Below are 26,408 nucleotides of genomic sequence, written 5' to 3'. Positions count from 1 at the left end.
ATCGGTGCGTCAGAGGGGGTGGCCGCCGAAGGACTCGGCCAGCGTCGACTGCATCCGCACCAGGAGATGGTCCAGGGACTGCGCGGTCCAGCCCGGGCGGTGGACGCGCACGATGAGGTCCAGGCTGGTCAGGCCGCGGGCGATGACGTAGAAGCCCGGGCCCGTCGAGCGGGCCGGCTCGTAGTGCTCCAGTGCCGGCGCCGCCACGGTGTCGTCCGACGGGAAGCCGGGCGGGGCCAGGATCGGGTTGTAGTAGTAGCCCGGGTCGCCGCCGGCCTGCTCGTGCTCCGAGCGGGTCGTCAGGATCGCGTCCGGCGAGCACACGCCGTGCTTCAGGGCGTTGAAGCTCTTCCAGTGCACCTTCGTGAGCAGGTCGCCGAACGGCTCGTCCAGGTCCAGCAGCAGCGGCGTCCACTGGTTGAGGCTGGTGACGACCGCGGCGTGCTCATCGTCGTAGCGGTTCGACGACATCGGGTACAGCAGCTGGGCCTGCTTGCCGGTGACCTCGCGCAGGGCCGTGTAGTAGGCCGCGAGGATCAGGCTGGCCGCGCTGACCTCGTGCTTCGCGGCGCCCTCGTGGGTGAGCGGCATCGGGATGCCGGTGTGCAGCGTCGCGCCCAGTGGCGGGCCCTGCGGTGTGCCCGGGGCCAGGCGCGGCGCGGCGTCGAGCGTGCGCCGCCAGTACCGCTCGGCAGTCCGCAGCCGGCCCGACCCCGCACCCTGCTGGTCGAGGGCCATCTCGAGGGGGCCGCGCGCTGGCGGCAGGGTCTCGCCCCGCAGCAGCCGCTCGAAGTCGTCCCGCATGAGCAGCATCGCCGCGCCGTCGGCGGCCATGTGGTTGACCACGACGAGCACCTGCCGCGGCGCGCCGGCCTCGGTGAGGATCCAGGTGCGCCAGGGCAGCTCGGCGGTGGCGTCGACGGTCCGCTGCAGCTCGGCCGTCTCCATCGCCTCCCGCTGGCTGACGTCGGCCGTGCCCTGGCGGACGGCGTCGCGCACCTCGGCGGCGGTGCCGGCGGCGAGGCGCTGGCGGGGCAGTCCGCCGGCGTCGATGTCATACGTGGTGCGCAGCGACCCGTGCCGCATCCCCAGCCGCCCGAGGGCGTCCCAGATCCCGTCCTCGGTCCACGCCCCGGCGGGCAGGTCCCAGACGAACACCAGGTTCGCCTCCCAGCGCCGCTCCGGCGGCATCTTCTCGATGTCGCGCCACACCGACAGCTGGCCGACGGTGGCCGGATACGTCTCGTGCACGGCAGCCTCCAGGGACGGAACGGATCGCGGGCGGCCGGCGGTTGTCGCCCGGCCGCCCGCGCTCCCGCACCCGGAACGCACGGGGATGCGTCCGGCTACGGGGGTGACCCGCGCTGCGAGCCGAGGGAGATCACAGCGCGGAAGGTGCGGCCGGAGCCCGGCCGCGGTGATCAGCGCCACGGTCCGCGGGAGCGCGGTCCGTGACCCGTGCGGCCGGCGCCCGGCCGCGGCGATACAGCGTGCGGCCGGCGTCGGCCGCGGTGACTACGAGGTTCAGCCCGAGACGACCCGACGGCCCGAGACGACCCGCCCGGACACCACGCGCCCGGAGACGACGCGGCCGGAGACCACGCGGCCGGAGACCACGCGCAAAGCGGCGTTCGACATGTTCACCTCCTCATATCAACCAATCCATCCGCGGCGCGTTATGAATGGCGCACCGCAGGCGGCAACAGGCCATTGGCAACGACTTCGATCAATGGCCGCCAAAAGCATCACCCGCACCGTTCGGGCTGTCAACCACTCAGCAAACTCGACGACAGCTTTCAATGCGTTTCAGTGCGTTCGCGAGAAATCGGGCAAACCGTCGCCGAATTGGACCGAAGAATCTACTGATTTGAAGTGATCAATGCGAAGACCTTTCGGCAGAGCGGTTCCTGTGGTTAGGCTCGCCGCGGAGTCCTAACGCCGCGACTGCGCCCGCCGGATCGGGTAGGTCGCCGCGTGACGGGTGGAGGACACCACGACCGTCAGTCTCCAAACGATTCAACGCCATGACAACGGTCGATCCACCCTTTCCTGGACCCTGCCGGTGACCCGACGCGAGGGAGGTGCGACATGAAGAACGCTGCTCTGCGGAACGCCGCTTTGCGCAACGCCCGGCTCTGAGCCGGATCACCGAACGGCGGCCGGCCAGGGACACCTCTGCCGGCCGCCACCGAACACGTCACGAACCCGAGCGCTTCCCGAACACGAGGCCGAACACGAGGTCACATGCTGGACACTGCAACGGCGCAGCGCATCGCGGTCCGGTTCGCCGGCGACGGCGCGGGCGTCGAGGAACTGACCTGGGGCCAGCGGGCCGCCTGGGGATCCATGCGCATCAACGGCGAGGCCGACTGGGCCGGCGGCACCATGCCGCTGCGCGACGGGCAGACCGTGGACGAGCTGGCCGCGCTGCTCGCCCGGGTCATGAGCCGGCACCAGTCGCTGCGGACCCGCTTCGTGCCGGACGCCGACGGCGAGCCGCGCCAGTCCCTCGCGGACGGGGGCGAGGTCTGCCTCGAGGTCGTCGAGGCCGGCGACCGCGACCCGGAGACCGTCGCCGAGGCGGTCCGCGAGCGCCTGGAGACCGCCCCCTTCGACCCCGCCGAGGACTGGTCGGTGCGCTGGGCGGTGATCTGCCGGGACGGGGTGGCGTCCTGGTTCGTCGCGCTCTACACGCACCTGGTCCTCGACGGCTACGGCATCGAGGCCCTGACCGCCGACCTGACCGATCCCCCCGACGAGGTGCCGGGCGTCCCGCCGTTCGAGCAGGCGCGCCGGCAGCGGGGGGCGACCGCCCGGCGGCAGCAGGCGGCCTCGCTGCGGCACTGGGAGCAGCACCTGCGCACCATCCCGCCGGAGCGCTTCCCGCCGGTGGCCGCGCCCGCCGAGCCGCGGTGGTGGGACGTCAGCTACGACTCACCGGCGACGTACCTCGCCCTGCACGAGGTCGCCGCCGGCACGAAGGTCCACAGTGGAACGGTGCTGCTCGCCGCCTACGCGGTCGCGCTCGCCCGGATCTCGGGCGATTCACGCACCGTGCTGCGGACGCTGGTGAGCAACCGCTTCCGGCCCGGCTTCCGCGAGACGGTCGCCCCCGTCGCGCAGAGCGCGCTGTGCGTCATCGACACCAGCGGGGAGACGTTCGACGAGGTCGTCGCCACGGCGTTCCAGAGCCAGCTGTCCGCCGGCCTGCACGCGTACTACGACCCCCGCGAGCTGTGGGCGATGATCGACCGGGTCGGCACCGAGCGCGGCGCCGCGATCGACGTGAGTTCGTACTTCAGCGACCGCCGCCGGTCGTTCGCAACGTTCCCGGACGGCATGACGGTGACGCCCGACGACGTCACCCGCGCGCTCGACCGCGGCCGGCTGCGCTGGGGCCGCCGCTCCGACAGCCCCGACACCACCTGCTTCCTGCTCGTGAACCCGGTGCCGGACACGATCGACCTCACCATCCGCGCCGACACCCACCGCCTGTCGCCCGACGACATGGCCGGCTGCCTGCGCGCGATGGAGGAGATCGTCGTCGCCGCGGCCTTCCCCGCCGCCACCACGTGACGGCATCGTCGAACGCCGTGGAGGCGGCCGACGCCGGCGAAGGCCTACGGCAGGCGGATCGACTGCGGGGTGTGGAAGACGTCCCGCGGGTCGTAGGCCGCCTTGACCTGCTGGAGGCGGGGGTAGTTCGCGCCGTGGTAGGCGGTCTCCCAGCCGGTCAGGTCGCGGTCGGCGTAGTTCTGGTAGACCTCGCCGGTCAGGTGCGGGCGCAGGTCCTCGGCGAAGTCGTCGACCCAGCTGACGTTGAGGTCGGTCTCCTCGTCGCCCTGCCACTGCGCGATGACCGAGACGTAGTGCAGGCTGTCGCGGTGCGCGAACGCCGTCGCGTCCGCCGGCACCCGGGCGATCGCGCCGCCCGCGAGCAGGTCGAAGCGCACCATCGAGAAGCCCGACGGGCTGCGCCGGAAGTGGTCGACCAGCTTCGCGAACGCCGGCTCGTCGAAGCCGCCGGGCGCGAAGTACCCGCCGAGCCACTTCGACTGGAGGCCGTAGACGATCTCCTCGCCCATGCCCTGCATGAGGTCGAAGTACGACACCTCGCCGAACGACGTGAACATCGGCTCGCCGAGCGCGCGGATCGGGGCGAGCGCCTCCTCCGCCTCCTCCGGCGGGCCGACGTACATGCCGTAGAGCGCGACGACCGGCTCGCCCTCCGGGTAGGGCTCGGTGGTGAGCAGCAGGCACAGCGCCAGGCGCTCGTCGGCGCGGTCGTGGTAGAGGTCGCGGTACGCGCGCAGGACGTCGAGCGCGCGGTCCAGCGGCCAGGCCGCGATCCCGCCCACGACGGTCTTCGGCAGCGGGTTGAGCCGGTAGGTCAGCGAGGTGACGACGCCGAACCCGGCCCCGCCGGCGCCGCGCAGCGCCCAGAACAGGTCGGCGTGCTCGGTCTCCGACGCGCGCAGCAGCCGGCCGTCGGCGTCCACCATGGACACCTCGACCAGGTGGTCGCAGCCGAGCCCGTACGTGCGCCCGAGCGGGCCGTAGCCGCCGCCCAGGCTGTAGCCGGCGTTGCTCACCGTCGGGCACTCGCCGCCCGGGCCGGCCAGCCCGTACTCCAGGCCGTCGGGGCCGGTGAAGGAGTGCTCGACGTACGTCACCCGGTCGATGTCCCGCCAGCCCACGCCGGGGCCGACGGTGACCGTGCGCGCGGCCGGGTCGAAGTCGATCGACCGCATCCCGCCGACGTCGACGACCACCCCGTTCTCCACAAGGGACAGTCCGCTCGCGTGGTGCCCGCCGCCGCGCACCGACAGCGGCAGCTCGTGCTCGCGGGCGAAGCGGATCGCCGCCGCCACGTCGTCCGCGTCCGCGCACCGGGCAAGCAGCGCCGGGCGGGTGCGCACGCGGGTGTTGAACAGCACCCGGGCGCCCTCGTAGCCGGGGTCGTATGGGGTGATCAGCGAGCCGCGGAAGGACGCGAATCCGGAGAGGTCGAGACGCACCCGCGAATCTTGTCACCGCGGCTGGGGTACGGCAAGCTCCGTGAACTCGGCGACCAGGCGGCGCAGGCGGGCCACCACCGGCCGGTCGCCGAGCCGGGTGGCGAGCAGGCCGAGCACCTCGCGGTAGTTCCACAGCAGTTCGTCGGCGGTGCGGGCGCTGGTCGCGAACAGCGCCGGGCCGAACCGGTGCAGGTCGTCCACAAGGGACTGCAGGCTGCACACCTTGTCGGCCGCGATCACGAGCAGCGACGCGTCCGGCGCCCCGCCCATCCGCCCCAGGTGCGCCCGCTTGCGCTCCCACCAGGTCAGCCGGGTCCGCTCGTCGGCGTCGGCGTCGGTGCAGTCGTGCACGATGCGGTACACGTCGTCGCCGAACGCCTCCCGCAGCTCGTCCCGCGACGTCGGCTGGTCCTCCAGCACGTCGTGCAGGAGCGCGCCGATCGCGGTGGTCTCGTCGCCGCCCTCCTCGAGGACGATCGCGCAGGTCGCGAGGAGGTGGGAGACGTACGGCGTGTGCGTGTTGTGGCGGACCTGCCCGGTGTGCCGGCGGGCGGCGAAGGCCAGCGCCTGCTCGAACCGGGCGGACAGCATCAGCCCACCATGGCCGCCACGTCGGCGAGCTGCCGGAGCACCTCGGCCCGGTCGAGCCGCCGGCCGAACTGGAGCCCGCCGTGCGGCGGCGGCTCGCCGGGCCGGTAGTACACCTGGGACCGGGTCTTCTCCCGCGGCCCGCGCAGCACGAGCGTCGCGCAGGGCGCGTCCCGCTCGGTCACGGCCTGGTGGACGATCGTGGAGGTGGTCGCGTACGTCCCGGCGAGCGGCCGGCGCGCCACGGTCCGCACCGGCACCAGCAGCGTGTCGCCGGTCCGCGCGACGAGCGCGACCCGGCCGCCGAGGTACGGCCGGTAGGTGAACCGCGTCCATGCCTCACCGCCGGCGGTGCGCTCCTCCAGTTCGACGAAGTGCTGCCGCCCGCCGAGGAGCACGGAGGTGAACGCGAAGCGGTGGTCGTGCGGCCGGGAGACGTCGGGCGCCTCGCCGGGGGCGGCCGGCCAGTAGTGCAGCGTCAGCCGGGAGCCGTCGCCGTACAGCGCGGCGACGATCTTCGTGAACCCGTTCACGTGCCGGTACGGCGCACCGTGCGGCCAGTTGCCGCCGCGCACGGTCGCGAGCAACCGGTCGACCACCCCCGCGAGGTCGTCGCGGGAGGTCGCGAGGAGGAGAGGGTCAGCCATGGGAGCCGCTCCGCATACCAGCAGCGTGTCACGCCCGTACCCCGTATACATAGCAGGTCGGGGGTGCGGCGGGTGTTACCGCCGGGTGAATCGTTCGGCGGCGTCGACGACGCGCTTGACGGCCTCGCCCGTCGCCTCGCGCAGCAGGCGGGCGGGGGAGCGGCCGGCCACCCCGGCCGCGCCGACCTCGCGCAGCCAGCCGGCGGCGGCGCCGAGCCGGTTGGCCCGGGCGAACGTCTCGGCCACGTCGGCGGCGCCGCGCAGGCGCTCCTCGATCTCGCGGCGGTGCCGGCGGTCGGCCCGCCACCGCTGGAACTCGCCGACGCTCGCCGCGCCCGCGATGTAGGCGGTCAGCTCCTCGCCCAGCAGCGTCAGGCAGCGGTCGACCCCACCGCCGGCCCGTAACGCCTGCACCGTCATGCTCATCACGCTACCTGCCGCACGCCCGGTTGGCACGGGCCGGACGACCTGCGTCACGAGGGTGCGGGGAGGTAGAAGGCCGAGACGTCCTCCGCGAGCAGGTCCAGCACCGGGGCGCCCTTGTCCAGGGCCGCCGCGAAGGCCACCCACGAGTCCAGGCGGTAGCCGCCGAGCTCCGGGAACTCCGCGCGGGTCAGGTAGCGCGGCAGCAGGAAGGCGTTCTGGACCAGCCAGTGCACGTAGCCGCCCTCCTCGCCCCACCCGGGCAGCTCCCGGGTCGAGGCCAGGTACTCCCGCAGCTCCGCCGGCGTCGACCAGCGCACCATCCGGGACTCGTTGGTGAGGTGCCGGATGTACGGGTTGTACAGCAATGTGCCACCCAGCCCGAAATGCTCCCGGAACTGCTCCCACAGCAGCCGCTCGTCGCTCCCGGCGTACGCCATCACCTCGGCGGCCGGCTCGGTCTCCAGGAGGTGGTGGAGGTACGCCCACGTCGTCAGCGGGGTGAGCAGGCGGTTCGCGTCCTTGCTCAGCAGCGTCTGCACGATCGCGGCCGCGTGCTGCTCCAGGTCGTGCAGGGCCAGGTGCGGGACGACCTTGATCGCGGCGAGGACGCTGTACAGCGACGGGTTGCGCTCGCCGTAGAAGATCCGGGCCACCGACCACGGGTCGGTCGGGCGGAGCAGGCTGGGCTCGCGCTGCGGGTCCTCGATGTAGTCGTGCAGCGAGACGACCGCCGGGCCGGCGGCCGGGTCGACGCGGCGCATCCAGCGGCGCAGGTCGTCCGCGAAGGCGGCGCCGAGCTCGGCGCGGTCCGTCACGCCGAAGTCGTCGAGGCAGATTACGACCCGCACGCCCCGCTCGCTGAGCGCGGCGGCGCCGAGGGCCTGGACGGCGTTGATGAGCGACGCGCGGCCCCGCAGCCGGACCGGCCAGAACAGCAGGCGCGGGGGCTGCGGGTCGCCGGCCCAGTCGACGCCCCAGCCGTACCGGCGCTCGAGCTGGCGCAGCAGCGGCAGCACGCCGTCGGGGACGACGTTGCCGGGCTGCGAGAAGAGCTCCCGCTCCCAGTCGAGGTGCCGCACCCGGCGGCGCGGATCGGGGCGCGGGACGGTCGCGGGCACCTGGAGCCGGTCGGCGAGGCCGGTGAACAGCTCGTCGGCGTCGACGCCCGGGTAGAACGTGACCAGGTCGCCGACCCGCGCGGCCAGGTCCGGCGGGGGAGCGTCGTCCTGCAGGGCCCAGAGCACCCGGACCGGCCGGACCGCGCGGACCGCCCGGAGCGCGCCGGTGATGACGTCGTCCCAGCCGCTGTACCCGACCACGACGACCCGGTCGCCGGTGATCAGCTCGGCGATCGCGCGGGACGCCTCGAAGGACTCGACGGACGGCGCCGGGTCGTGCAGCAGCGGCGAGCGGTCGGTCTCGTTCACCGGCCGCCAGAACCCGTGCAGGTGGATGACCTGGACGGTGCCGTCGCCCTCCGGTCGGCGGTCGGGGCGGCCGGCCGCGTCGACCGGCACGCTGACCGCCTGGCGGCCGGTGAGCCGGACGGCGACCTCGACCAGCGGGTCGACGTTGGTGGTGAGCACGACGCCGTTGCCGAACTCGTCGGGGCGCCAGGCCAGCAGCCGACCCACCGCCCGCACGCCCGGCGGCAGCTCCCACCAGTCGAGGCTGTTCTCGACCCGCTCGCCGAGGCGCAGGTCGACCCGCTGCCAGATGCCGTGCGTGGCCAGCGGCGTGGTGGCCAGGTCCGGCGCCCGGTAGCCGGCCAGGACCGCCTGCTGGGCGACCACGTCGAACTCGCCGGGGGAGCGGCGGGCGGTGAAGACCCGCCGGTACGCGAGGTACACCTCGATCGGCGCGGCCCGCGGCCCCAGCTCCTCCCGGGCCTGGTGCAGCGCCTGGGTGAGCTCCCCGTCGTCCCCGAGCCCGGCCGCGTACCGGTCGGCGAGCTCGACGATCCCGGTGAGCCCGGGCACCGCCGGCTGGGTCAGCCCGGCGCCCAGGATCAGGGTGATCTGCGCACCGCGGCCGATCGCGCCGGCGATCTCGTCGAGCAGCGTCATCAGGTGTCCCCTCGTGCGCGTGCGTGCAGGGTGGTCCACAGCTCCCGGGGCCGGCTGGACAGCACCTCCCGCACGTCGGCGTCGCTGAGCAGCAGCAGCCCGCCGTCGATGTCGGCCTCGAGCTGCTCAGGGCCCCAGCCGAGGTAGCCGGAGAACAACCGCAGCCCGGCGATCACCGGGGTGAGCGGCTCCGGCTCGGCCGACAGCGCGACGACCCCGAGCCGTTCCCGGACCATCCGGTACCGCAGCGGCGGCTCCACGTCGGGCCGCAGCCGGGCGACCGCGATGAACCCCTCGGCGCGGCTGAGCGGCCCGGCGTCGAAGATCACCGCGGGCGGGGTGAGCAGCCGCCGCCAGCCGCTCTGGATCTCGGCCGGCAGCGGCGCGCTGGTCGGCGCGTTGATCCGCACGCCGACCGCGCCCCGGGCCCGCTCGTGGCGCAGGATGAGCACGACCGCCTGGCGCAGGTCGCGGTCGTCGACGGCGGCGGTCGCCACCACGATCCGGCCGACCAGGTCCCGGTGGTGGCGGGCCGCGTTGCGCACCAGCACCAGCTCGTCGCCGGCGTTGCCGGCCCGCAGCTCGGGCAGCTCGAACCCGCGCTCGCGCAGCCGCGCCGTCACCTCCCGCCACACGGTGCGCACGTCGAGCAGGGCCGGCCGGTCCGGCAGCCCGCCGCGCAGCACCCGCAGCAGCTCGCCGGTGAACGCCGTGTAGGGCTCGCCGGGCGGGGCCTGGGCGGTGCGGTTGCGCGGCGCGGAGACCAGCAGGCAGGTCTCGTCGGTGCCGGCCTGGTCGGCGACGACCTGGGTGCCGGACTCGCCGGCGGCCATGTGCCCGGCCGCCCGGCCCGCGTAGCAGCAGTCCAGGATCACCAGGCGCCGGCGGGCCCGGCTGCCGGCCACCGCCCGCCGCAGGTGTTCGAAGGGCAGACCGGCCTCATGTGGTACCGCCGGATCCGTGTCCCGCAGCGCGAGCACCAGGCTGCCGTCGACCGGGTCGACCAGGCCGTGCCCGGCGTAGTACACGACGAGCATGCCCTCCGGCTGGGCCTCGTCGGCCGCCCGGCGCAGCTCCCGGCTGACCAGTCGCGGGTCGTCGTGGTCGGCGAGCACCGTGCAGTGCTCGGGCGCCAGGCCCCACAGGTCGGCGTCGGCGAGCACCCCGCTCAGCCCGGCGAGGTTGCGGGTCACGGCCGGCACCTCGGGCAGCGCCCCGTAGCGGGCGCCGCCGATCAGCACGGCGCGCGAGGCCCGCGGATCGGCTACTTCCGCCATGGATCCGTCATCAGCCGTCGAGCGCCCGGGCCGCGGCCGCGACCGCCTCGGGGTCGGACGACTCGATGCGCACCGAGACGCCGTCGGGGTCGGTGCGGGTGAGCACGACCGCCGGTGCCTTCGGGCGGGCGCGGCGCCAGTTCGAGATCGCCAGCAGCAGCTGCCCGACCGACAGGCCGGTGCCGAGCACCAGGCTGATGATCTCCACCGCGGCGCCGAGCTCACCCGGCCGGCCCTCGGTCGTCAGCCCTATCTCGGACTGCACGAGCCCCGGCTCGCCGACCAGCCACTGCTGCAGCGAGAGGAGTGTGTCGATGTCCGGTGCGGGGCTGCCGCCGGATGCTTCGAGGTGGAGCTGCAGTTGCACTGGGTCAACCCGGGGTCCGAAGGGGCGAGGAACTTCGAACAGTATCGAACCCGTGCACCACTTGTCATGTGCGCGGAAGGTTGTCCGGGACCCCGCCCGCGACGCCTAATAGAGCTTGCGGGCCGCCTTCGCCGCCCGGCGGCGGACCTTCGGCAGGTCGTTCAGGACGAGCAGGCCGTGCTCGTGCTGGCGGGCGTGCAGCAGGCCGTACGTGAACGCGTTCTCGCCGGCCGCGTAGGCCTGCACGGCCAGCTCGCGCAGCAGCTCGCCGGTCACGATCGAGTCCTGGTGGGCGCCGAGCACGTCCTGGAGGTCGGTGAGCCGGTCGGCGAGCTTCGTGGCCTTGGCGCCGGCGATGGGCGCGACGAGCTCGGCCGCGTACCGCGCCCGCTTGTACGCCTTGCGCGCCTCGTGCATCCGCTCGTCGCGGGTGGCGTGGCCCGGCAGCGCCGGCGCGTCCGGCGGGGTGTGCTCGGCGGCGGCCAGCCGGCGGTCGGCACGGCGCAGCGCCCGGTGGGCCAGGCGCATGAGCTGCTTGCGGGCGACCTGCCCCGCGGCGGCGTCGACGAAGGCGTCCAGCTCCACCAGCAGGCCGGTGTACCGCTCGCTGTCGAGCCCGGCGATGAGCCGCTCGCGGGCCGCCGCGGTACGCCCGGCGAGGAACTGTTCGACGCGGGCCGCGACCGGCCCGAGGACCAGCTCCGGCGGCTCCGCGGCGACCGCGGTGGTCAACCGCTCGCCCATGACGTCGCCGTCGCGGACCTCGCCGAGAATGCCGGTCAGCCACTTGATCTCGTCGTGCAGCCGGTCCAGCGCCCACCCGCTGTCGGTGACCGCCGGCAGCAGCGGGGCGAACGAGCGGATCGTGGAGCGCAGCCGCCGGGTCGCGACGCGCATCTTGTGCACCGACTCGACCTCGCCGTCGCGCGCGCCGGGGTCGTGCTCGATGATCGCGTCGCGCTGGTCGCGCACGTACACGGCGAGGGGCGAGGGCTTCGTCGGGCTCGGCGGGGCGGCCGGGTAGTCGTCGCCGAGGGCCTGGGCCAGCTTGGACGGGCTGGCCGCCGGCCGGGCGCCCGCGGCGCGCAGCGCGGCGTCGAGGTCGTCGAGGGCCGACCGGGACCCGTCGACGAGCTCGATCTCCAGCTCCCGCCACTGCCGCTCGGGCCGGCTGCCGTGCAGCGACTCGGTGTTCACGCTGTCCTCGGCGACGAGCGCGACGGTGCTGCCGTCGGCGGCCCGCAGCGCCCGCTCGATCCGGTGCGTGCGGATCCGGGCGACGGGCTGCAGCGCCTCGCCGCGCGACAGCGCGCGGACCTGGGCGGTGACGGCCGCCGGGGGTTTGGTCTGCCGGCTGCTGGTGGCGGGCACCTGCAGCTCGCTGCGGTCGCCGCCGGCGGGGCGCTTGAGGTGCCAGCCGGCGTCGTGGCCGCCGGTGCGCCGGCGCAGCGTCACCCGTCCTCGGGCCAACCGCAGCGTCGGGGTGTCGTAGTAGGTGGCGTCGAGGCGCAGGTCGTCGGCGTCGCCGACCGACGCGACCCCGCCCACCCCGGCGAGCGGCGGCAGGGTGAAGTCGGCGGGTACCTCGTACTTGCGTTCCACTTCCAGTTTCCCGGCCATGGGTCAAGTTTTGCAGTGAACGAGGCCCGGCGAAACCATGAACGGCGGATAAACAAATCGCTACCGTGAAGCGGGGAAGGAGGCTCCCATGGCGAAGAAGTCCAAGAAGGGCAAGAAGAAGAACAAGAAGAAGTAGGTCGATGTGTCCGCCCTCGCGCGCACCGTGCGGGGGCGGCCTCCCATCCCCGTGCTCAGCCCGGAGGCCGCACCATGCACCACGACATCATCGACCTGCTCGACAGCCACCTCGAGGAGCTGCGGACGCTGCGGATGCGGCTCGCCGCGCCCCGGCCGGTCCGGCCCGGGGAGCGCCGGGCGGCCGCGGTCGAGACCGCCCGCTCCGCGGAGCAGTACGCGGCGGCGGTCAACGACCTGCTCGGCCTGGCCGCCCAGCCGCTGCCCGCGCCCGCACCCGCCGAGTCCGAGCTCACCCCGGCCTGAGGGTGCGACGTCACCCTCGCCGGTGATCGGGGCATCCGGCCGGACAGACGTAATCTTGGGCAGTGAGCCCCAAGGTGAGCCCCAGGCCGATGCGCGCCCTGGCGGCCTCCGTCGCGGCCCGGCGCATCCGCTTCGGGGCTCGCCTGCTGCGTGACTGGCGGCTCACCGTCGCGTGGGGCAAGTCCCTGCTGCGCAGCGGCCTCACCAGCTTCGCCGTCCTCGCCGCCACCTTCTGGCTGCTGCCCGGCGTGACGGCCAGCGGCGGCCCGGCGGCGCTCGTCGAGCTCACCGTGGTGCTCGCCGTCATCGGCACCCTCATGCGGCTGGTGCTGCTCGGGGTGGCGGTGGTCGTCGGGGGGCTGGGGGTACTGCTGCTCGGCGTCGTCATCCAGGCCGTCGTCATGTTCACCGCCCTCCAGGTCACCGAGGGGGTGAGCGTCGGCAGCTTCGTCGACGCCTGGGTCGCCAGCTGGGTCGCCGCGATCCTCACCGCGCTGGTCAACTGGCTCGCCGACGCGGGGAGCGAGGACGTCTTCCTCGGCCAGGCGCTGCGCCAGATGGCCCGCCGGCACGATGACGAGCCGGCGACCGAGCCCGGCGTGCTCTTCGTGCAGGTCGACGGGCTCTCGGCGCCGCTGCTGAGCTGGGCGGTCAAGGCCGGAAACCTGCCCAACCTCGGCAAGTGGCTGCGCACCGGCACGCACTCGCTCGTGCCCTGGCACACCGGGATGCCCGCGACCACCCCCGCCAGCCAGGCCGGCATCCTGCACGGGTCGGAGGGCCAGATCCCGGCCTTCCGGTGGTACGAGAAGGAGCAGGGCCGGCTCGTCGTCACCAACCGCCCGAAGGACGCCGCCGACGTCGAGGCCCGCATCTCGACCGGCCGGGGCCTGCTCGCCGACGGCGGGGCCAGCATCAGCAACGTGTTCAACGGTGACGCGCCCACGAGCCTGCTCACGTTCAGCAACGCCGCCCTGCCCGGCCGGTCGGCGCGCGGCTACCTGGCCTTCGTCGCGAGCCCCTACGGCTTCGCCCGCGCGCTCGTGCTGTCCGTCGGCGAGATGCTCAAGGAGATCCAGCAGGCGCGCCGCCAGCGGTTTCGCAACGTGTACCCCAGGGTGCCGCGCACGGCGGCGTACGTCGCCCTGCGGGCGGTCACCAACGTGCTGCTGCGCGACCTCAACGTCTCGCTGATCGCCGAGCAGATGAGCAAGGGCACGCCGGTGATCTTCTGCGACTTCGTCGACTACGACGAGGTCGCGCACCACGCCGGGCCGCTGCGGCCGGAGGCGATGCAGACGCTCGAAGGACTCGACCGGGTGCTCGGCACCCTGCACCGGCTGGCGAAGGTGGCCGGGCGGCGGTACGAGATCGTCGTACTCTCCGACCACGGGCAGAGCCAGGGGGCGACGTTCTCCCAGCGGTACGGCGTGACCCTCGAACGCCTCGTGGACGACCTCGCCGGCGGCGTGACCACCGCGGTGCAGGGCGGGACCAACGACGAGGACTGGGGCCGGGCGAACGCGCTGCTCGCCGGCGTCTCCAACCAGACCCGCTCGTGCGGCCCGGTGACCGCCGGCCCGAGCGGTGAGGTGGTGACCGTCGTGTCGGGGAACCTCGCCATGCTGTACCTCACCGGCGTCCCGGGCCGGGCCGATCTTGATCAGATCGAGGAGGAGCGCCCCGGGCTGATCGACGGCCTGGCCAAGCACCCCGGCATCGGACTGGTCGTCGGGCAGTCCGCCACCGACGGCCCGGTCGCGATCGGGGCCGGCGGCCGGCACCGGCTGCGCGACGGCACGATCGACGGGGCCGACCCGCTGCTGCCGTACGGGCCGCACGCCGCGGCCGACCTGCTCGCCCACCAGCGCACCGCGCACGTCGGCGACCTGGTGCTGGTCAGCCGGGTCGACAGCGGCACCGAGGAGGTGGCCGCGTTCGAGGAGCTCGTCGGCTCGCACGGCGGGATCGGCGGCTGGCAGACCGAGGCCGTGCTCGTCCACCCGGCCGACTGGCCGGTCGACGACCCCGCGCCGGTCGGCCCGGTCGCGATCCACCGCCAGCTGCTGCGCTGGCTGGACGACCTCGGGCTGCGCCGACCGTCCCTTGTGGATCACCATTCGACGTGGTTGGATACTTTTTCCACGTCGCGAAGGGATGGGCCGCCATGATCGCCGATCGCCCCTGGAACTGGGAAGATCCGCAGGAGCTCGCGGCCACCGTCGACCTCTTCACCGAGGACCTCGCGAAGGTGGAGAAGATCTCCACGGTGCTGTCGGCGCCCCGCCTGACCGCCGGGCACCTCGCCGGGCTGGGGATCACCGGCGTCGAATTCGCCGCCTTCAAGACCGCTCACCCGCAGGCCCTCGGCACCGACCTCGTGTCGCTGACCGACGCGAGCGGCACCCGCACCGAGCCCGGCCACGTCTACCGGGTCGACGACGCCGCGTACTTCGCCGAGATGGACATCGCCGGGCCGCTGCCGGTCGACGACGCTGCCGTCGACTGGGTGTTCGCCGAGCACCTGGTCGAGCACGTGTCGCTCGCGGTCGGCATCGCCTGGCTGACCGAGGTGCGGCGGATCCTCCGCCCGGGCGGCCTGCTCCGCCTGACGACCCCGGATCTCAAGGTGTACTGCGAGAGCTACGTCAACGGCGACGGATTCTTCGGCAAGCACCGCCGCCGGATGAACCGCGCGCTCACCGGCGTCGCCCCCGCGATGCCGCCCCGCGGCGCGTTCATGTTCAACCAGCTGTTCTACGTCTACGGCCACCGCTGGCTCTACGACGAGGCCGAGCTGCGCCACGCCCTGACGTCGGCCGGCTTCGCCGACGAGGCGATCACCGTGCGCGCCTACCGCGAGGGCGCCCGCCAGGACGTCGCCGACCTCGACCAGGTGCTGCGCAACGACGAGTCGATCTACGTGGAGGCGGTGGCCTAGGCGCTCTGGCCTAGGGTCACGTCACGTCGCTCGGGAGACGGGCCTCGCGGCGGCTGCGGACCCAGCCCGCCGCCTGCGTGACGACCAGCACGATGACGATCGCGGCGACCACGCCCTGCCACGGCTGCGGGAAGACGCTGCGGCCGAGCAGCCCGATCGCCGCGTAGGTCGCCGACCACAGGGCGCACGCGGCGACGTTCGAGACGATGAAGGCCCGCCAGGACAGCCCGACGATCGCCGCCGTCAGCAGCACCGGGATCCGCCCGCCGGGCACCAGCCGCGACACGAGCAGCGCCGTCACCGGCCGGCGGTGCAGCCGCTCGCGGATCGACTCGGTGAGCCGCAGCGGCTGGCGCAGCATCCGCAGCCGCCGGGTCAGCGCCTCCCCGCCGGCCCGGCAGACGGCGAACGTGACGGCGTCGCCGCAGTAGGCCCCGATCGCACCGACTGCGACCACGGCGAGCAGCGCGAGCGGGCTGCGGTGCGCGGCCACGACGGCGGTGGCGCTCACTGCCGCCCCGGTCGGCAGCACCGGCACGGTCGACCCGGCGGCCACGATCCCGAAGAGCACGGCGAGCCCCGCGACCAGTTGCTCGAACGTGGTCACGCGGCCGGCCCCGACGGCTTGTCCCCGGCCGTTGTTCCCGCGGCCGATCTGCCTGCGCCCGGGTTGTTCACGGCCGGCTTGACCGCGGCGGGCTTCTCCGCGGCCGGCTTCTCCGCGGCCGGCTTCTCCGCGGCCGGCTTGTTCGCGGCCGGCTTGTTCGCGGCCGGGTTGTTCGCGGGCTTCTCCGTGAGGGACAGCCGCTCGCCCGGCGCCAGCACGTCGACGACGGTCCGCGGCGCGGCCTCGGCGGTGAACGCGGCGAACTCGTCGCCCGGCCGCAGGAACCGGTCCGGCCGGACCCGCGCGCACCCCATCGGCCACAGCGTGCCCCAGTGGATCGGCACCGCCCGGGCCGGCCCGACCCGCCGCATCGCCTCGGCCGCCCCCGCGGGGTCGAGGTGCCCCGGCCCGAGCGTCCAGCCCCACCCCCACACGGGCACGAGCGCCAGGTCGACCGGCCCGATGTCCTGCATCTCGTCGAACAGCCCGGTGTCCCCGCCGAACCAGGCCGACCGGCTGCCCTGCACCACGTACCCGACCGCGATCGCCCGGACGCGTGACTTCGGCGTCCGCCCGCCGTCGTGGTTGGCCGGCACGGCCCGCACGGTGAGCGACCCGACGCTGGTCTCGTCCCCGGGCGCGAGCTCGACGACCGGCCGCCCACCCCCGGTCCGCGCCGAGACGAACGCCCCGGCCCCCTTGGGCACGATCAGCGTGGTGGTCACCGGCAGCATCCGCAGCGAGGGAAGATCACAGTGGTCCCCGTGCAGGTGCGAGATCACGACGGCGTCGGGCGCCGCGCCGAGCACGGGCCGCGCCCCCCGCCGCCGGTACAGGTGCGCGAGCCGGTTCCGCAACACGGGATCGGTGAGGACGGTGGTCCCCCGATCCCGGATGGCGCAGGTAGCGTGCCCCCACCACGTGACGTCCATGCAGCCATCTTGCCCGCTCCCGATCACCCACCACACACGACTTGCTATTAGGGCCACATGGCCCATAGGTTAAGGACATGACTTCGCTACCGTCTTACATCCCACCCCGATACCATTTCGGTATGACGACGCAGATCGCCGTTCGCCTGCCGGATGAGCTCATCGAGTACGTGGACGCCTTGGTTGCCTCGGGTGCGGCCCGGAGCCGGGCAGCGGTGGTGCTCCGTGCGCTGGAGCGTGACCGCCAAGAGCACATTGCGGAGAAGGACGCACGGATCTACGCCGCGCTTCAGGGTGACGATCCGGACGACTTCGACGGCATGGCGGCCTGGGCTGTGCGGCAACCCATGGACATCGACTGATGCGGCCCATCCATCTCCTGCAAATGGACAAGGTCAGGCCGGTGCTCGTCCTGACTCGGGCGGCGATCCGGCCGCACCTGCGGCGGATCACGGTCGCGCCGATCACGACAAACATTCGTGGGTTGTCATCCGAGGTCGCTCTCGGGCCACGGAACGGTCTTGAGCGCCCGTCCGTCGTATCGTGCGACAACGTCGAGACCGTGCCGCATGCGGATCTGGGGCGCCTGATCGGACATCTCCATGCGGACCAGGAACCCGACCTGGCCCGAGCGATCATCGCCGCATACGGGCTGCGGCTCTGAGTCAGCCGACCGGCGCCGTCGTGGAGGCGGTGGCCGGCTGGCCGGCGGCCGCCACGGTGAAGGTCTCCATCTCGCCCAGCAGGGCGTACAGGTCCTCGATCGGGAGTGACCAGGTGTCGATCTCCGTGGTGATCTGGGTCGTGTCCGGGACGTCGTCCACGTTGAGCATCAGCTCCTCGTTGAAGAACGGGAGCGCCTGCTCGTCGACGACCCGGGACGCCTCCGGGAGCTCGTCGGGGGCGGCCGCGGGGGGCACGTTGCCGCGGCGGTCGTTCCACAGGACGCCCAGGGCGACCGGCTCGCCGCGCTCGCGGGACACCCGCTCGATGAGCGCGGCGCGCGGGCCCGGGGCGTAGTACGCGTACTTCGAGGCGCTCATCGACGCCTGGCGGGCCCGCTCGACCGCCTCGGCGGCGGTGGCGCCGGCGACGTCGATCACCACCAGGCCGTTCTGGGCCAGGGGGCTCACCACGTCGGCCAGGCCGGGGCGGAAGCGGTTGCCGACGATCACCTGGGTCACGAACGGGCTGGCGCCCGTCACCCGGCCGAACGCCATCGCGAACGCGGCCAGCAGGACCGAGCCCGGGTCGGTGCCGAGGGCGGCGGCCACGCGGTCGGCGGCCAGGTGCAGCGCGCGCGACTGCCAGACGACCCGGCGGAACCGGGGGCCGGGGCGCTCGCCGTGGGACGTGAAGCGGCGGGCCGGTATGGAGCGCAGGTGGCCCTCCCAGTACCGCAGCGCGTTGTCCGACTGCCGCTGCGCCGGCCGCGACGCCTGGGTGGCGACCAGGTCCAGCGGCTGCATCCCGGCGTGGGGCGCGGCGGGCTGACCGGTCGCCGGGTCGCGCTCGCCCAGCTCGCGGATCATCGTCGCCAGGCCGGCCCCGTCGGTCGCCAGGTGGCACACGAGCACCACCACGTGCGTCACCGCGCCGGCGGCGCGGACCACCGCCATCCGGATCGGCCACTCGTTCGCGTAGTCGAAGATCCGGCTCCGCCAGGCGGCCAGCAGGTCGGCGGCGACCGTGGCCGGGTCCTCGGACGGCGCGGCGTCGTGGACCTCCAGCGTGGCCTCGCCGCTGCCGAACACCTCCTGGGTGACGGCCCCGTCGGGGCCGAAGCGCAGCAGTGCGCGCATCCCGCCGTACCGACTCAGGAAAAATCGCAGCTCCTCGGCGAAGTCCCGCACCGTCCGGCCGTCCAGGACCGGCACGACGCCGCCCATCGCCATCGATGTCCCGAGCTCCGTCATCGCCTGCCAGACCTGCTGCTGGCCCCACGCGAGCTCGCCGGTGCCGGCGCCGTCCCCCTCGAACCGGACGCGAATCCGCTCCACCAACCCGGCCTCCCGACCCTCGTGGCGTGCCCCGCGCACGCTCATCGACGAGGATCGTATCGATGATCACCCCACGTTTGCCGTGGCCGGGCGGACGAGGGGGGCTAGGTCGTCCGGACGACCGCAGGCGGCGGGCTGGCCTGCGTCCGATAGCGTGGCCGCGTGGTGCACGTACTGGTCGTGGACGACGACGAGCCGATCGCCGCCTCGGTCGGCCGGGCGCTGCGATACGAGGGGTACCGCGTGACGCTCGCCCACGACGGCCCGGCCGCCCTGGACGCCGCGGCCGCCGGCCCGGTCGACCTGGTCGTCCTCGACCGCATGCTGCCCGGGCTGGACGGCCTGGCCGTCTGCCGGCGCCTGCGCGCGTCGGGCGGCGGCCCGCTGGTGCTCATGCTCACCGCCCGCGACGCCCCGGCGGACCGCGTCGCCGGCCTGGACACCGGCGCCGACGACTACCTGGTCAAGCCGTTCGACTACGACGAGCTGCTCGCCCGGGTCCGCGCCCTGCTGCGCCGCGTCCCCGCGTCCGACGTGCTGTCGTTCGCCGACCTGGTCCTGGACCGCTCCGCCCACGAGTGCCGCCGCGGCCCGCGCCCGGTCGACCTGACCGCGCAGGAGTTCGCGCTGCTGGAGCACTTCCTGCGCCACCCGCGGCAGGTCCTGCGCCGCGCCGCCCTGCTGGCCGCGGTGTGGGGCCTGCCGGCGGCGACCGCGAGCAACGTGGTCGACGTCTACGTCGGCTACCTGCGGGCCAAGCTGGAGTCGGGCGGCGAGCCCCGGCTGCTGCACACGGTCCGCGGCGTGGGGTACGTGCTGCGGTGACCATCCGCCTGCGCGTCACCCTGTTCGGCCTGGTGGTCGTGAGCCTGGTGCTGGGCGCCTTCTGCACGGCGGTGTTCCTGCTGCTCGCGGCGGGTGCGAGCGCCACGCAGGACACCGCGCTGGCGGCGCGGGCGGAGGCCGCGGTGCCGGGCCTTTCCGACATCTCAGGCTTGTCCGGTAAGCCGGCCCCGGCCGCGCTCGACCTGCGCACCGCGAGTGACATCGTGATCGCGGTCTACGACAGCTCCGGGCGCCCGCTGTACAGCACGGGCCACATCGACGGCAGCATCCCGCGCGTCGCCCGGTCGGCCGACCGCAGCACCGTCGCCGTCGCGCCCGGGGTGCCGGTGCGGGTCGCCGTCCGGCCGGTGAACGGCGGGTACGTCGCCGCCATGCAGACCACCCAGCGGGTCCGCGACGACCGGCGGGGGCTGTTCGTGCTCGTGTGCGTCTACGCGGTGCTCGCCTTCCTCGCCGCCGCCGGCGCGACCTGGCTCGTCACCGGCCGCGCGCTGCGCCCGCTGCGGCAGCTCACGACGCTGGTCGGCGAGGTCGGCGCCGACCCGTCCCGGCGGCTGCCCCCGGCGCCGGCCGGCGACGAGGTCGGCCGCCTCACCACCGCCTTCAACGCGATGATGGACCGGCTCCAGGGCAGCCTCGCCGCCCAGCGCCGGTTCGTCGCCGACGCGTCGCACGAGCTGCGCACCCCGCTCACCACCGTGCGCAACAACGCCGGCTTCCTGCTGCGCCACCCCGACGCGGCCGAGGCGGACCGGGACGCGGCGCTGCGCGACATCGAGGGCGAGAGCGCCCGCATGAGCCGGCTCGTCGAGCAGCTGCTGACATTGGCCCGCGCCGATGCCGGGCAGCTCCCGGCGATGGCCTCCGTCGATCTCGGCGCCCTCGTCGACGACGTGTGCCGGCAGGCGCGCACGCTGCACCCGGCGCGGGAGATCCACTGCGCGCTCACCCCCGCCCCGCCGGTCCGGGGCGCGGCGGACGCCCTCGCGCAGCTGGTCTGGATCCTCGTCGACAACGCCGTCAAGTACGCCCCGGACGGCGGCAACGTCTGGGTCACCGTCACCCAGCGCGGCCCGTCGACCCAGCTCAACGTCGCCGACGACGGCCCCGGCATCCCGCCCGGCGCCGAGCGCCACATCTTCGAGCGCTTCCACCGCGCCGACGAGTCCCGCAGCGGCGCCGGCGCCGGCCTGGGCCTGGCCATCGCCCTGTCGATCGTGCGGGCGCACGACGGCACCATCCTGGCCGCGAACAACGCCCGGGGCGGCGCCTCGTTCGTCGTCGACCTGCCGGTCGCCGGGCTCTCATCGACCTCTTAGGAACGGCTCACGGCGGTCTCATCGACGGCGCCCACGCTGGTCGTCATGGCAGCCATCGTGCGGTCGCTGCTGGTCCTGCAGGCTGCCTTCGCCCTGACCGCGACGCTCGGCCTGGTGGCACTGATGGCCTTCAACCCCGCGTACGCCGTGGTCCCCGCCCTCTCCGCCGCAGCCCTGTTCACCCTGGCCGCGCTGGTGCCCCGCCGCTGGGCCCTGTGGACCGTCCTCGCCGTCGAGGGCCTGGCCCTGTGCGGCTTCTGGCTCCAGCAGGTGGCCGCCCTCCTGCCCCAGCTCGGCTCGACGGTGAACCTGACCGCCGTCCTGACCACGATCGCCCTCCCCGCGGTGGTCCTGGCCCTCACGCTGCGCCTCCTGGCCGCCCCGGCTCCGGTCGCCCGATGAACGACTTCTGGCCGGGCATCGCCCCCGAGCACCGCGCCGCGCTGGCCGCGCTGCTGGTGGCGCCGCTGCTCGCCGGGCAGGCCGCGCGCATCGTCGCCGGCCACGCCGGCCTGGGCCAGGCGTGGGCGCTGCGGCTGCGGGACGGCTGGCGCGCGGCCGATCCGCTGACCCGCACGGCGGCCGCCGTGCTCGGCGCGGTCGCCGCGCTCCACCTCACGATGTCCCCGCTCCTCGCGGCCGCCGCCCTGGTGGAGGGGTGGCTGGCGCTGCGGGCCGTCCGCGGGCGGGCCTGGCGGCGCGGCCTGGCCTTCACGACGCCGATCGTCCTCATCGTGTACTGCGGGTGGGCCGCCCGCGGCCCCGTCGGACCCGACCAGGTCGGCATGGCCGCCGCGATCCTGCAGCTGACCGCGCTCTCGCTGGCGGCCCGCCGGTTCGCCGCCCGGGCCGCGACGGTCCTCGTCGTCATGCTGTTCGGCACCGCGATGTGGCTGGTCGGCTTCGCCCGCCACGACCACCACGGCCCCGACCGCCTCCAGGCCGGCGTCGTACAGCGGGAGGCCGGCCCGCCACCGACCGCGGCCCAGCTGGCGGCGGCCCGCGACCTGGCCGAGCGGACCCGGGCCGCGACGGCGCCCTACCGGGACCTGGCCGCGGCCCTCGCCGCCGGCTACCGCCCGGCCGGCCCGGCGGAGGGCCCGCAGGTCCACTTCGACCACAAGGCCCACCAGGCCGACGGCCGCACGCTGGACCCGCAGGCCCCGGAGCAGCTGGTCTACGCCGTGCGCGGCGACCGCGCCCTGCTGCTGGGCGTGGTGTACCAGGTCCCGGTGGCGGGCGCGCCCGGCCCGGCGATCGGCGGCGCGACCACCCGCTGGCACGCGCACGACGTCTGCGTCGGCCTGCTGCCCCCGGGCTTCGGCGTGGTCTCCCCGTACGGCGGCTGCCCGCCCCTGACCATCTCCGTCACCGCCGCCGAGATGATGCACGTCTGGGTCGTCGACCCACCCGGCGGCCCGTACGCCGAGCACCTCGACGACGCCTGGGTCGAGGCGAAACTCGCTGGCGGGCAATAGTACGGAACCGTATAGTCCGAAACCGTGATACTTGAGCTGCAACGCGCCACCCATGCGACCCTGCAGTCGCTCACCGCCGACCTGGTCGACCTGGACCTGACCCCGTCCGACCTGAACGCGCTGGCCAACCTGGCCGACGGCGCACCCCGGACCGTCTCCCGGCTGGGCGCCGACGTCGGCACCCGGCCGACCACGCTGACCGGCATCCTGGACCGCCTGGAGCGCCGCGGCCTGATCACCCGGGCGATCCGCCCGGGCGACCGCCGATCGGTGCAGATCGAGCTGACCGAGGCCGGCGCCGAGACCGCCGCCCAGGTGCGGGCCGCGATGGACAAGCTGGAGCGGCGGGCCCTGGCCGGCCTGCCGCCGGAGACCCTGGCCGCGGCGCTCACGGTGCTGGCCGCCCTGACCGAGGCCAACCGGTGACGGCCCCCGAGTTCGGCGCGCTGCTCGACGAGGTGATGGCGGGCGCCGAGCGGTTCGGGCACCGCGAGCACGTGCACGTGACCTGGCTCGCGGTCCGGCGGGCCGGCATGCCGGCGGCGATCGACGTGGTGAGCGAGGGCATCCGGCGCACGGCCCGCTACGCGGGCGTCCCGCAGAAGTACCACGTCACGATCAGCCGGGCCTGGGTGGAGCTGGTCGCCGTGCACGCCTCGGATGTTGCTGAGGACTTCGCCGGGTTCCTGGCGCGGAACCCGGCGCTGCTGGACAAGCGGCTCCTCGCCCGCTTCTACCGCTCCTCCACCCTCGCCTCCCCGGCCGCCCGGACCGGCTGGGTGGAGCCCGACCTGCGGCCGCTCCCGCCCGCCCACTCGGTGGGCCGGGAGCAGGCCCCGGCCGGCTAGTGCGCGGCGGCCGGCTCCTGCGCCGTCTCGCCGGCCGGCCGCTCGCCCGCCGGGGCCGTGTGGGTCGCCGCGTGGGTCGCCGGGGCCGGGCGGCGCAGGAACAGCAGGACCAGGGCCGCCGCCGCCAGCGCGGTCAGGCCGGCCACGGTCACCGTCAGGTTCACCGCGTCGGCGGCGGCCGCCCTCGGATCGGCCGCGCCCGTCAGGCGGTCGCTGAAGACGGCGCCGAAGACCGCCACGCCGAGCGCGAACCCCAGCTGGCGGAAGGTGTTCACCGCGCCCCCGGCCATGCCGCTGCGCTCATGCGGCACGGCGGACAGGGCCGCCGAGGCCAGCGTCGGCAGCACCGCCGAGACGCCCAGGCCGACGAGGATCAGGCCGGGGATGAGGGCGGTGCCGTCGCTCGCCGCGTCGAGGCGCGCCTGGAGCAGGTCGCCGGCCGCGACGAGCAGCAGGCCGGCGCCGATCGTCCAGCGCGGGTCGACGCGCTGGAGGAACCGGCCGGCGAACGCACCCGCCACGAAGGCCGCGGCACTCATCGGCAGGGCGCCGAGCAGGCCCGCGTCCACCGGGCCGTTCCCGAGGAACTGCTGCAGCCACACCGTCGTGAACGGCAGGTACGCGAACGCCGCGGCCTGCGCCAGTACCGCCGCCACCATCAGGATCGCGAAGGAGCGCTGGGTGAGCAGGCGCAGGTCCAGCATCGGGTGGTCGCCGGCGCGTTCGACGACGACGAAGACCACGAGGGCCACGGCGCTCACCGCGAACGCCGACAGCGTCAGCGGCGCGGTCCAGCCGGCCTCGCCGCCGCGGATCAGGCCGAACGTGACCGCGCCCGCGGCCAGGGTGAACGTCAGCGTGCCCGGCAGGTCGAAGCGGGCGCCGGCGCGGCCGCGCGACTCGGTGACGCCACGGACCGTGAACCAGATCGCCAGCAGGCTCACCGGGAGGTTGACCAGGAAGATCCAGTGCCAGCTCAGGTGCTCGGTGAGCAGGCCGCCGGCGATCGGGCCGGCCGCCGCGGCGGCGCCGTTGACCGCGCCCCACACGCCGAACGCGACGCCGCGGTCGCGGCCGTGGTACGCGACGCTGAGGATCGCGACCGTCGTCGCGAACATCGCCGCGCCGCCGACGCCCTGCACGAACCGCGCCGCGACCAGCAGCCCGGCGTTCGGCGCGAGCGCGCACGCCAGCGACGCGACGGCGAACAGGGCGGTCCCGGCGAGGTACAGCCGCTTGCGGCCGTGCCGGTCGGCGAGCGCCCCGGCGCCCAGCACCAGCGCGGCCAGCGCGAGGGCGTAGCCGTCGAGCACCCACTGCAGGCCCTCCGGGGTGGCACCGAGGTCGGCGGCGAGCGCCGGAAGGGCCACGACCACGATCGTGACGTCGACGAGCAGCATGAACGTACCGATCGACACCGCGATCAGGGGAAACCATTTGCGCATGCCGTCGAAGGTGCCTGCTCCGGCGGTCAGGCCATAGCTACGAGCCTGGCCCTGCCGGATTCCGACACGAGTTACGTTGTGGTGGTGGAACTCGACACGCTCGACCACCGCATCACCGACGCCCTGCGCATCGACGGCCGCATCCCGTTCAGCACGCTCGCCGCCGTCCTCGGCGTCTCCGACCAGACGGTGGCGCGCCGGTACCGCCGCCTGCGCACCGACGCCGGCCTGCGCGTGGCGGGCCTGCCGGACGGCGTGCGTCTCGGCTACGACATGTGGATGATCCGCCTCCAGGCGACCCCGGACAGCGCGGCCGCCATCGCCGACGCGCTGGCCCGCCGCCCGGACACGTCGTGGGTCACCCTCGCATCCGGCGGTACCGAGGTCACCTGCCACATCCAGAACCCCGACCCGGCGGACCGCGAGCAGCTGCTCCTCCAGAAGCTCCCGCGCACCCCGCGGGTGGTCGCCGTCCGCGCCCACTGCCTGATCCACCACTTCGCCGGCGGCCCGGTCGGCGGCGAGGCCCGCGACTCGTCGCTCACCGCGGACGAGATCGCCGCGCTGCGCGCCGGGGTCCCGCTGCAGGACGGCGCTGAGCTCCTCCCGTCGGACCGCCCGCTGCTGGCCGCCCTGAACCGCGACGGCCGCCTCGGCCACCCGGAGCTGGCCCGGGCCACGGGCTGGTCGGAGTCCACGGTCCGCCGCCGCCTGGACCAGCTGCGCCGGACGGGCGCCCTGTTCTTCGACGTGGAGATGGACCCGTCCCTGTTCGGCTACCCGGTGCGCGTCATGCTGTGGCTCACGGTCGCCCCGGCACACCTGGCGACGGTGGGCCAGGCCCTGGCGAGCCACCACGAGGTGGTGTTCGCGGTGGCGACCACGGGCGAGACGAACCTGTTCGCAACGGTGATCTGCCCCGACATGCACGCCCTGTACGAGTACCTGACCCGCCGGGTCGGCCCTCTCCAGGGCGTCGAACGCGTGGAGACGGCCCCGACCCTCCGCCACGTCAAGCAGGTCGGCGCCCTCTCCCCATGAGAAGGGACCCGAACGACCGGGCGGCCCATGATCCTGGGAAACACATGGCTGCTATGACAACCAGATGTTTCCCATGATCATGGGCGACGCCGCCCCAGCTTCGCGCCGAGACAGGCGACGCTGCCTCCCGGAGGCCGGCCACGAAGGTCGGCTGGGTGCTGCCCGGTGGCCGCGATGCTCGGCCCGCGCGGCGGACGGTCGGCAAAGTGCGGCGGCGGCAAGGCGCGGTGTTCGGCCCGGGGCTGCGGTGGCGTCGGGTCAGTGAGCGTCGCTCAACGCGGGCGGCGGTGCGTGCCGGGCGGCGGCGCGGGCTGGGTGGCGGTGCGGGCTGGGTGGCGGTGCGGGCTGGGTGGCGCGGGTGGCAGCGCGGGCTGGGTGGCGGCGCGGGCTGGGTGGCGCGGGTGGCGGTGCGTGCTGGGCGGTGGCGCGGGCGGTGGTGCGGGCTGGGTGGCGCGGGCGGTGGTGCGGGCTGGGTGGCGCGGGCGGTGGTGCGGGCTGGGT

26 protein-coding genes and 1 pseudogene are annotated in these 26,408 nt (G+C 74.4%); 13 read left to right on the top strand and 14 right to left on the bottom strand.

Going from position 1 to position 26,408, the window contains the following annotated elements:
* Positions 1-9: 9 nt before the first annotated feature.
* Entirely contained in the window at positions 10-1,251 is a 1,242-nt protein-coding gene (locus ABZS66_RS21405; protein ID WP_354760185.1) for a condensation domain-containing protein, read from the bottom strand.
* 993 nt (positions 1,252-2,244) lie between these two features.
* On the opposite strand from ABZS66_RS21405, the gene ABZS66_RS21400 reads away from it, so the two are divergent.
* Positions 2,245-3,576 (top strand): condensation domain-containing protein, encoded by a 1,332-nt coding sequence (locus ABZS66_RS21400; protein WP_354760183.1) that lies wholly within the window; start codon positions 2,245-2,247, stop codon positions 3,574-3,576.
* Between the two features lie 44 nt (positions 3,577-3,620).
* Here the strand turns inward: ABZS66_RS21400 and ABZS66_RS21395 are convergent, their stop codons facing one another.
* The 8 genes from ABZS66_RS21395 to ABZS66_RS21360 all read right to left on the bottom strand — a co-directional run bounded on the left by ABZS66_RS21395 (position 3,621) and on the right by ABZS66_RS21360 (position 12,009).
* Positions 3,621-5,018, bottom strand: coding sequence for an FAD-binding oxidoreductase (locus ABZS66_RS21395; protein WP_354760181.1), 1,398 nt, complete (start codon positions 5,016-5,018; stop codon positions 3,621-3,623).
* Positions 5,019-5,030: 12 nt separating this feature from the next.
* Positions 5,031-5,609, bottom strand: coding sequence for an HD domain-containing protein (locus tag ABZS66_RS21390; RefSeq protein WP_354760179.1), 579 nt, complete (start codon positions 5,607-5,609; stop codon positions 5,031-5,033).
* Positions 5,609-6,253: a hypothetical protein gene (locus tag ABZS66_RS21385; protein ID WP_354760177.1), complete on the bottom strand. Its 645-nt coding sequence runs from the start codon at positions 6,251-6,253 to the stop codon at positions 5,609-5,611. The genes ABZS66_RS21390 and ABZS66_RS21385 overlap by 1 nt, the downstream gene beginning before the upstream one ends.
* A 75-nt stretch (positions 6,254-6,328) precedes the next feature.
* Complete coding sequence (locus ABZS66_RS21380; protein ID WP_354760175.1) at positions 6,329-6,673, bottom strand: hypothetical protein; 345 nt, start codon at positions 6,671-6,673, stop codon at positions 6,329-6,331.
* A gap of 53 nt (positions 6,674-6,726) precedes the next feature.
* On the bottom strand, positions 6,727-8,745 hold the full coding sequence (locus tag ABZS66_RS21375) for an SIR2 family protein (protein ID WP_354760173.1): 2,019 nt from the start codon (positions 8,743-8,745) through the stop codon (positions 6,727-6,729).
* Positions 8,745-10,022 carry a YqgE/AlgH family protein gene (locus ABZS66_RS21370; protein ID WP_354760171.1) on the bottom strand — a complete coding sequence of 426 codons (1,278 nt, stop codon included), beginning with the start codon at positions 10,020-10,022 and terminating at the stop codon, positions 8,745-8,747. Before ABZS66_RS21370 ends, ABZS66_RS21375 begins: the two co-directional genes overlap by 1 nt.
* Before the next feature lie 10 nt (positions 10,023-10,032).
* Positions 10,033-10,389 (bottom strand): hypothetical protein, encoded by a 357-nt coding sequence (locus ABZS66_RS21365; RefSeq protein ID WP_354760169.1) that lies wholly within the window; start codon positions 10,387-10,389, stop codon positions 10,033-10,035.
* A gap of 105 nt (positions 10,390-10,494) precedes the next feature.
* Positions 10,495-12,009: a CYTH and CHAD domain-containing protein gene (locus ABZS66_RS21360; RefSeq protein WP_354760167.1), complete on the bottom strand. Its 1,515-nt coding sequence runs from the start codon at positions 12,007-12,009 to the stop codon at positions 10,495-10,497.
* Positions 12,010-12,219: 210 nt separating this feature from the next.
* Here ABZS66_RS21360 and ABZS66_RS21355 point away from each other — a divergent pair, with 210 nt between their 5' ends.
* The 3 genes from ABZS66_RS21355 (at position 12,220) to ABZS66_RS21345 (ending at position 15,391) form a co-directional block, all read left to right on the top strand.
* The gene (locus tag ABZS66_RS21355; protein WP_354760165.1) at positions 12,220-12,450 is read left to right on the top strand and encodes a hypothetical protein; all 231 of its coding nucleotides are present in this window, start codon (positions 12,220-12,222) and stop codon (positions 12,448-12,450) included.
* 62 nt (positions 12,451-12,512) lie between these two features.
* Positions 12,513-14,621 (top strand): alkaline phosphatase family protein, encoded by a 2,109-nt coding sequence (locus ABZS66_RS21350; RefSeq protein WP_354760163.1) that lies wholly within the window; start codon positions 12,513-12,515, stop codon positions 14,619-14,621.
* Complete coding sequence (locus ABZS66_RS21345; protein WP_354760161.1) at positions 14,618-15,391, top strand: methyltransferase domain-containing protein; 774 nt, start codon at positions 14,618-14,620, stop codon at positions 15,389-15,391. Before ABZS66_RS21350 ends, ABZS66_RS21345 begins: the two co-directional genes overlap by 4 nt.
* Before the next feature lie 16 nt (positions 15,392-15,407).
* On the opposite strand, the gene ABZS66_RS21340 is transcribed toward ABZS66_RS21345, so the two are convergent.
* The gene (locus ABZS66_RS21340; protein WP_354760159.1) at positions 15,408-15,998 is read right to left on the bottom strand and encodes a VTT domain-containing protein; all 591 of its coding nucleotides are present in this window, start codon (positions 15,996-15,998) and stop codon (positions 15,408-15,410) included.
* On the bottom strand, positions 15,995-16,930 hold the full coding sequence (locus ABZS66_RS21335; protein ID WP_354760157.1) for an MBL fold metallo-hydrolase: 936 nt from the start codon (positions 16,928-16,930) through the stop codon (positions 15,995-15,997). Before ABZS66_RS21335 ends, ABZS66_RS21340 begins: the two co-directional genes overlap by 4 nt.
* Positions 16,931-17,052: 122 nt before the next feature.
* On the opposite strand from ABZS66_RS21335, the gene ABZS66_RS21330 reads away from it, so the two are divergent.
* The gene (locus ABZS66_RS21330) at positions 17,053-17,292 is read left to right on the top strand and encodes a YlcI/YnfO family protein (protein WP_354760155.1); all 240 of its coding nucleotides are present in this window, start codon (positions 17,053-17,055) and stop codon (positions 17,290-17,292) included.
* Positions 17,292-17,594, top strand: a complete 303-nt coding sequence (locus tag ABZS66_RS21325) for a type II toxin-antitoxin system PemK/MazF family toxin (RefSeq protein ID WP_354760153.1) — start codon at positions 17,292-17,294, stop codon at positions 17,592-17,594. The genes ABZS66_RS21330 and ABZS66_RS21325 overlap by 1 nt, the downstream gene beginning before the upstream one ends.
* A 1-nt stretch (position 17,595) precedes the next feature.
* Here ABZS66_RS21325 and ABZS66_RS21320 read toward each other — a convergent pair whose 3' ends face one another.
* Positions 17,596-18,975, bottom strand: coding sequence for a condensation domain-containing protein (locus tag ABZS66_RS21320; protein ID WP_354760151.1), 1,380 nt, complete (start codon positions 18,973-18,975; stop codon positions 17,596-17,598).
* A gap of 120 nt (positions 18,976-19,095) precedes the next feature.
* On the opposite strand from ABZS66_RS21320, the gene ABZS66_RS21315 reads away from it, so the two are divergent.
* The 6 genes from ABZS66_RS21315 to ABZS66_RS21290 are packed head-to-tail and all read left to right on the top strand — an operon-like array spanning position 19,096 to position 23,421.
* Positions 19,096-19,755 carry a response regulator transcription factor gene (locus ABZS66_RS21315; protein ID WP_354760243.1) on the top strand — a complete coding sequence of 220 codons (660 nt, stop codon included), beginning with the start codon at positions 19,096-19,098 and terminating at the stop codon, positions 19,753-19,755.
* Entirely contained in the window at positions 19,752-21,095 is a 1,344-nt protein-coding gene (locus ABZS66_RS21310; protein ID WP_354760149.1) for a HAMP domain-containing sensor histidine kinase, read from the top strand. The genes ABZS66_RS21315 and ABZS66_RS21310 overlap by 4 nt, the downstream gene beginning before the upstream one ends.
* A gap of 45 nt (positions 21,096-21,140) precedes the next feature.
* Entirely contained in the window at positions 21,141-21,497 is a 357-nt protein-coding gene (locus tag ABZS66_RS21305) for a hypothetical protein (protein WP_354760147.1), read from the top strand.
* Positions 21,494-22,573, top strand: coding sequence for a hypothetical protein (locus ABZS66_RS21300; protein ID WP_354760145.1), 1,080 nt, complete (start codon positions 21,494-21,496; stop codon positions 22,571-22,573). The genes ABZS66_RS21305 and ABZS66_RS21300 overlap by 4 nt, the downstream gene beginning before the upstream one ends.
* Positions 22,574-22,597: 24 nt before the next feature.
* Entirely contained in the window at positions 22,598-22,999 is a 402-nt protein-coding gene (locus tag ABZS66_RS21295) for a MarR family transcriptional regulator (RefSeq protein ID WP_354760143.1), read from the top strand.
* Entirely contained in the window at positions 22,996-23,421 is a 426-nt protein-coding gene (locus ABZS66_RS21290) for a hypothetical protein (RefSeq protein ID WP_354760141.1), read from the top strand. Before ABZS66_RS21295 ends, ABZS66_RS21290 begins: the two co-directional genes overlap by 4 nt.
* Here ABZS66_RS21290 and ABZS66_RS21285 read toward each other — a convergent pair.
* Positions 23,418-24,866, bottom strand: a complete 1,449-nt coding sequence (locus ABZS66_RS21285) for an MFS transporter (RefSeq protein ID WP_354760139.1) — start codon at positions 24,864-24,866, stop codon at positions 23,418-23,420. The two genes, ABZS66_RS21290 and ABZS66_RS21285, sit on opposite strands and share 4 nt — an antisense overlap.
* 84 nt (positions 24,867-24,950) lie before the next feature.
* Between ABZS66_RS21285 and ABZS66_RS21280 the strand changes: the two genes are divergently transcribed.
* Entirely contained in the window at positions 24,951-25,907 is a 957-nt protein-coding gene (locus ABZS66_RS21280; protein WP_354760137.1) for an Lrp/AsnC family transcriptional regulator, read from the top strand.
* 272 nt (positions 25,908-26,179) lie between these two features.
* Here ABZS66_RS21280 and ABZS66_RS21275 read toward each other — a convergent pair.
* Positions 26,180-26,408 (bottom strand): annotated as a pseudogene (locus ABZS66_RS21275) (class E sortase); the annotation flags it as partial.

The sequence above is a fragment of the Dactylosporangium sp. NPDC005572 genome (genome assembly GCF_040605515.1).
GTDB lineage: Bacteria > Actinomycetota > Actinomycetes > Mycobacteriales > Micromonosporaceae > Dactylosporangium.
Note: the sequence above shows the minus strand (reverse complement) of the source record. Positions and strands in the feature narration are given on the sequence as shown.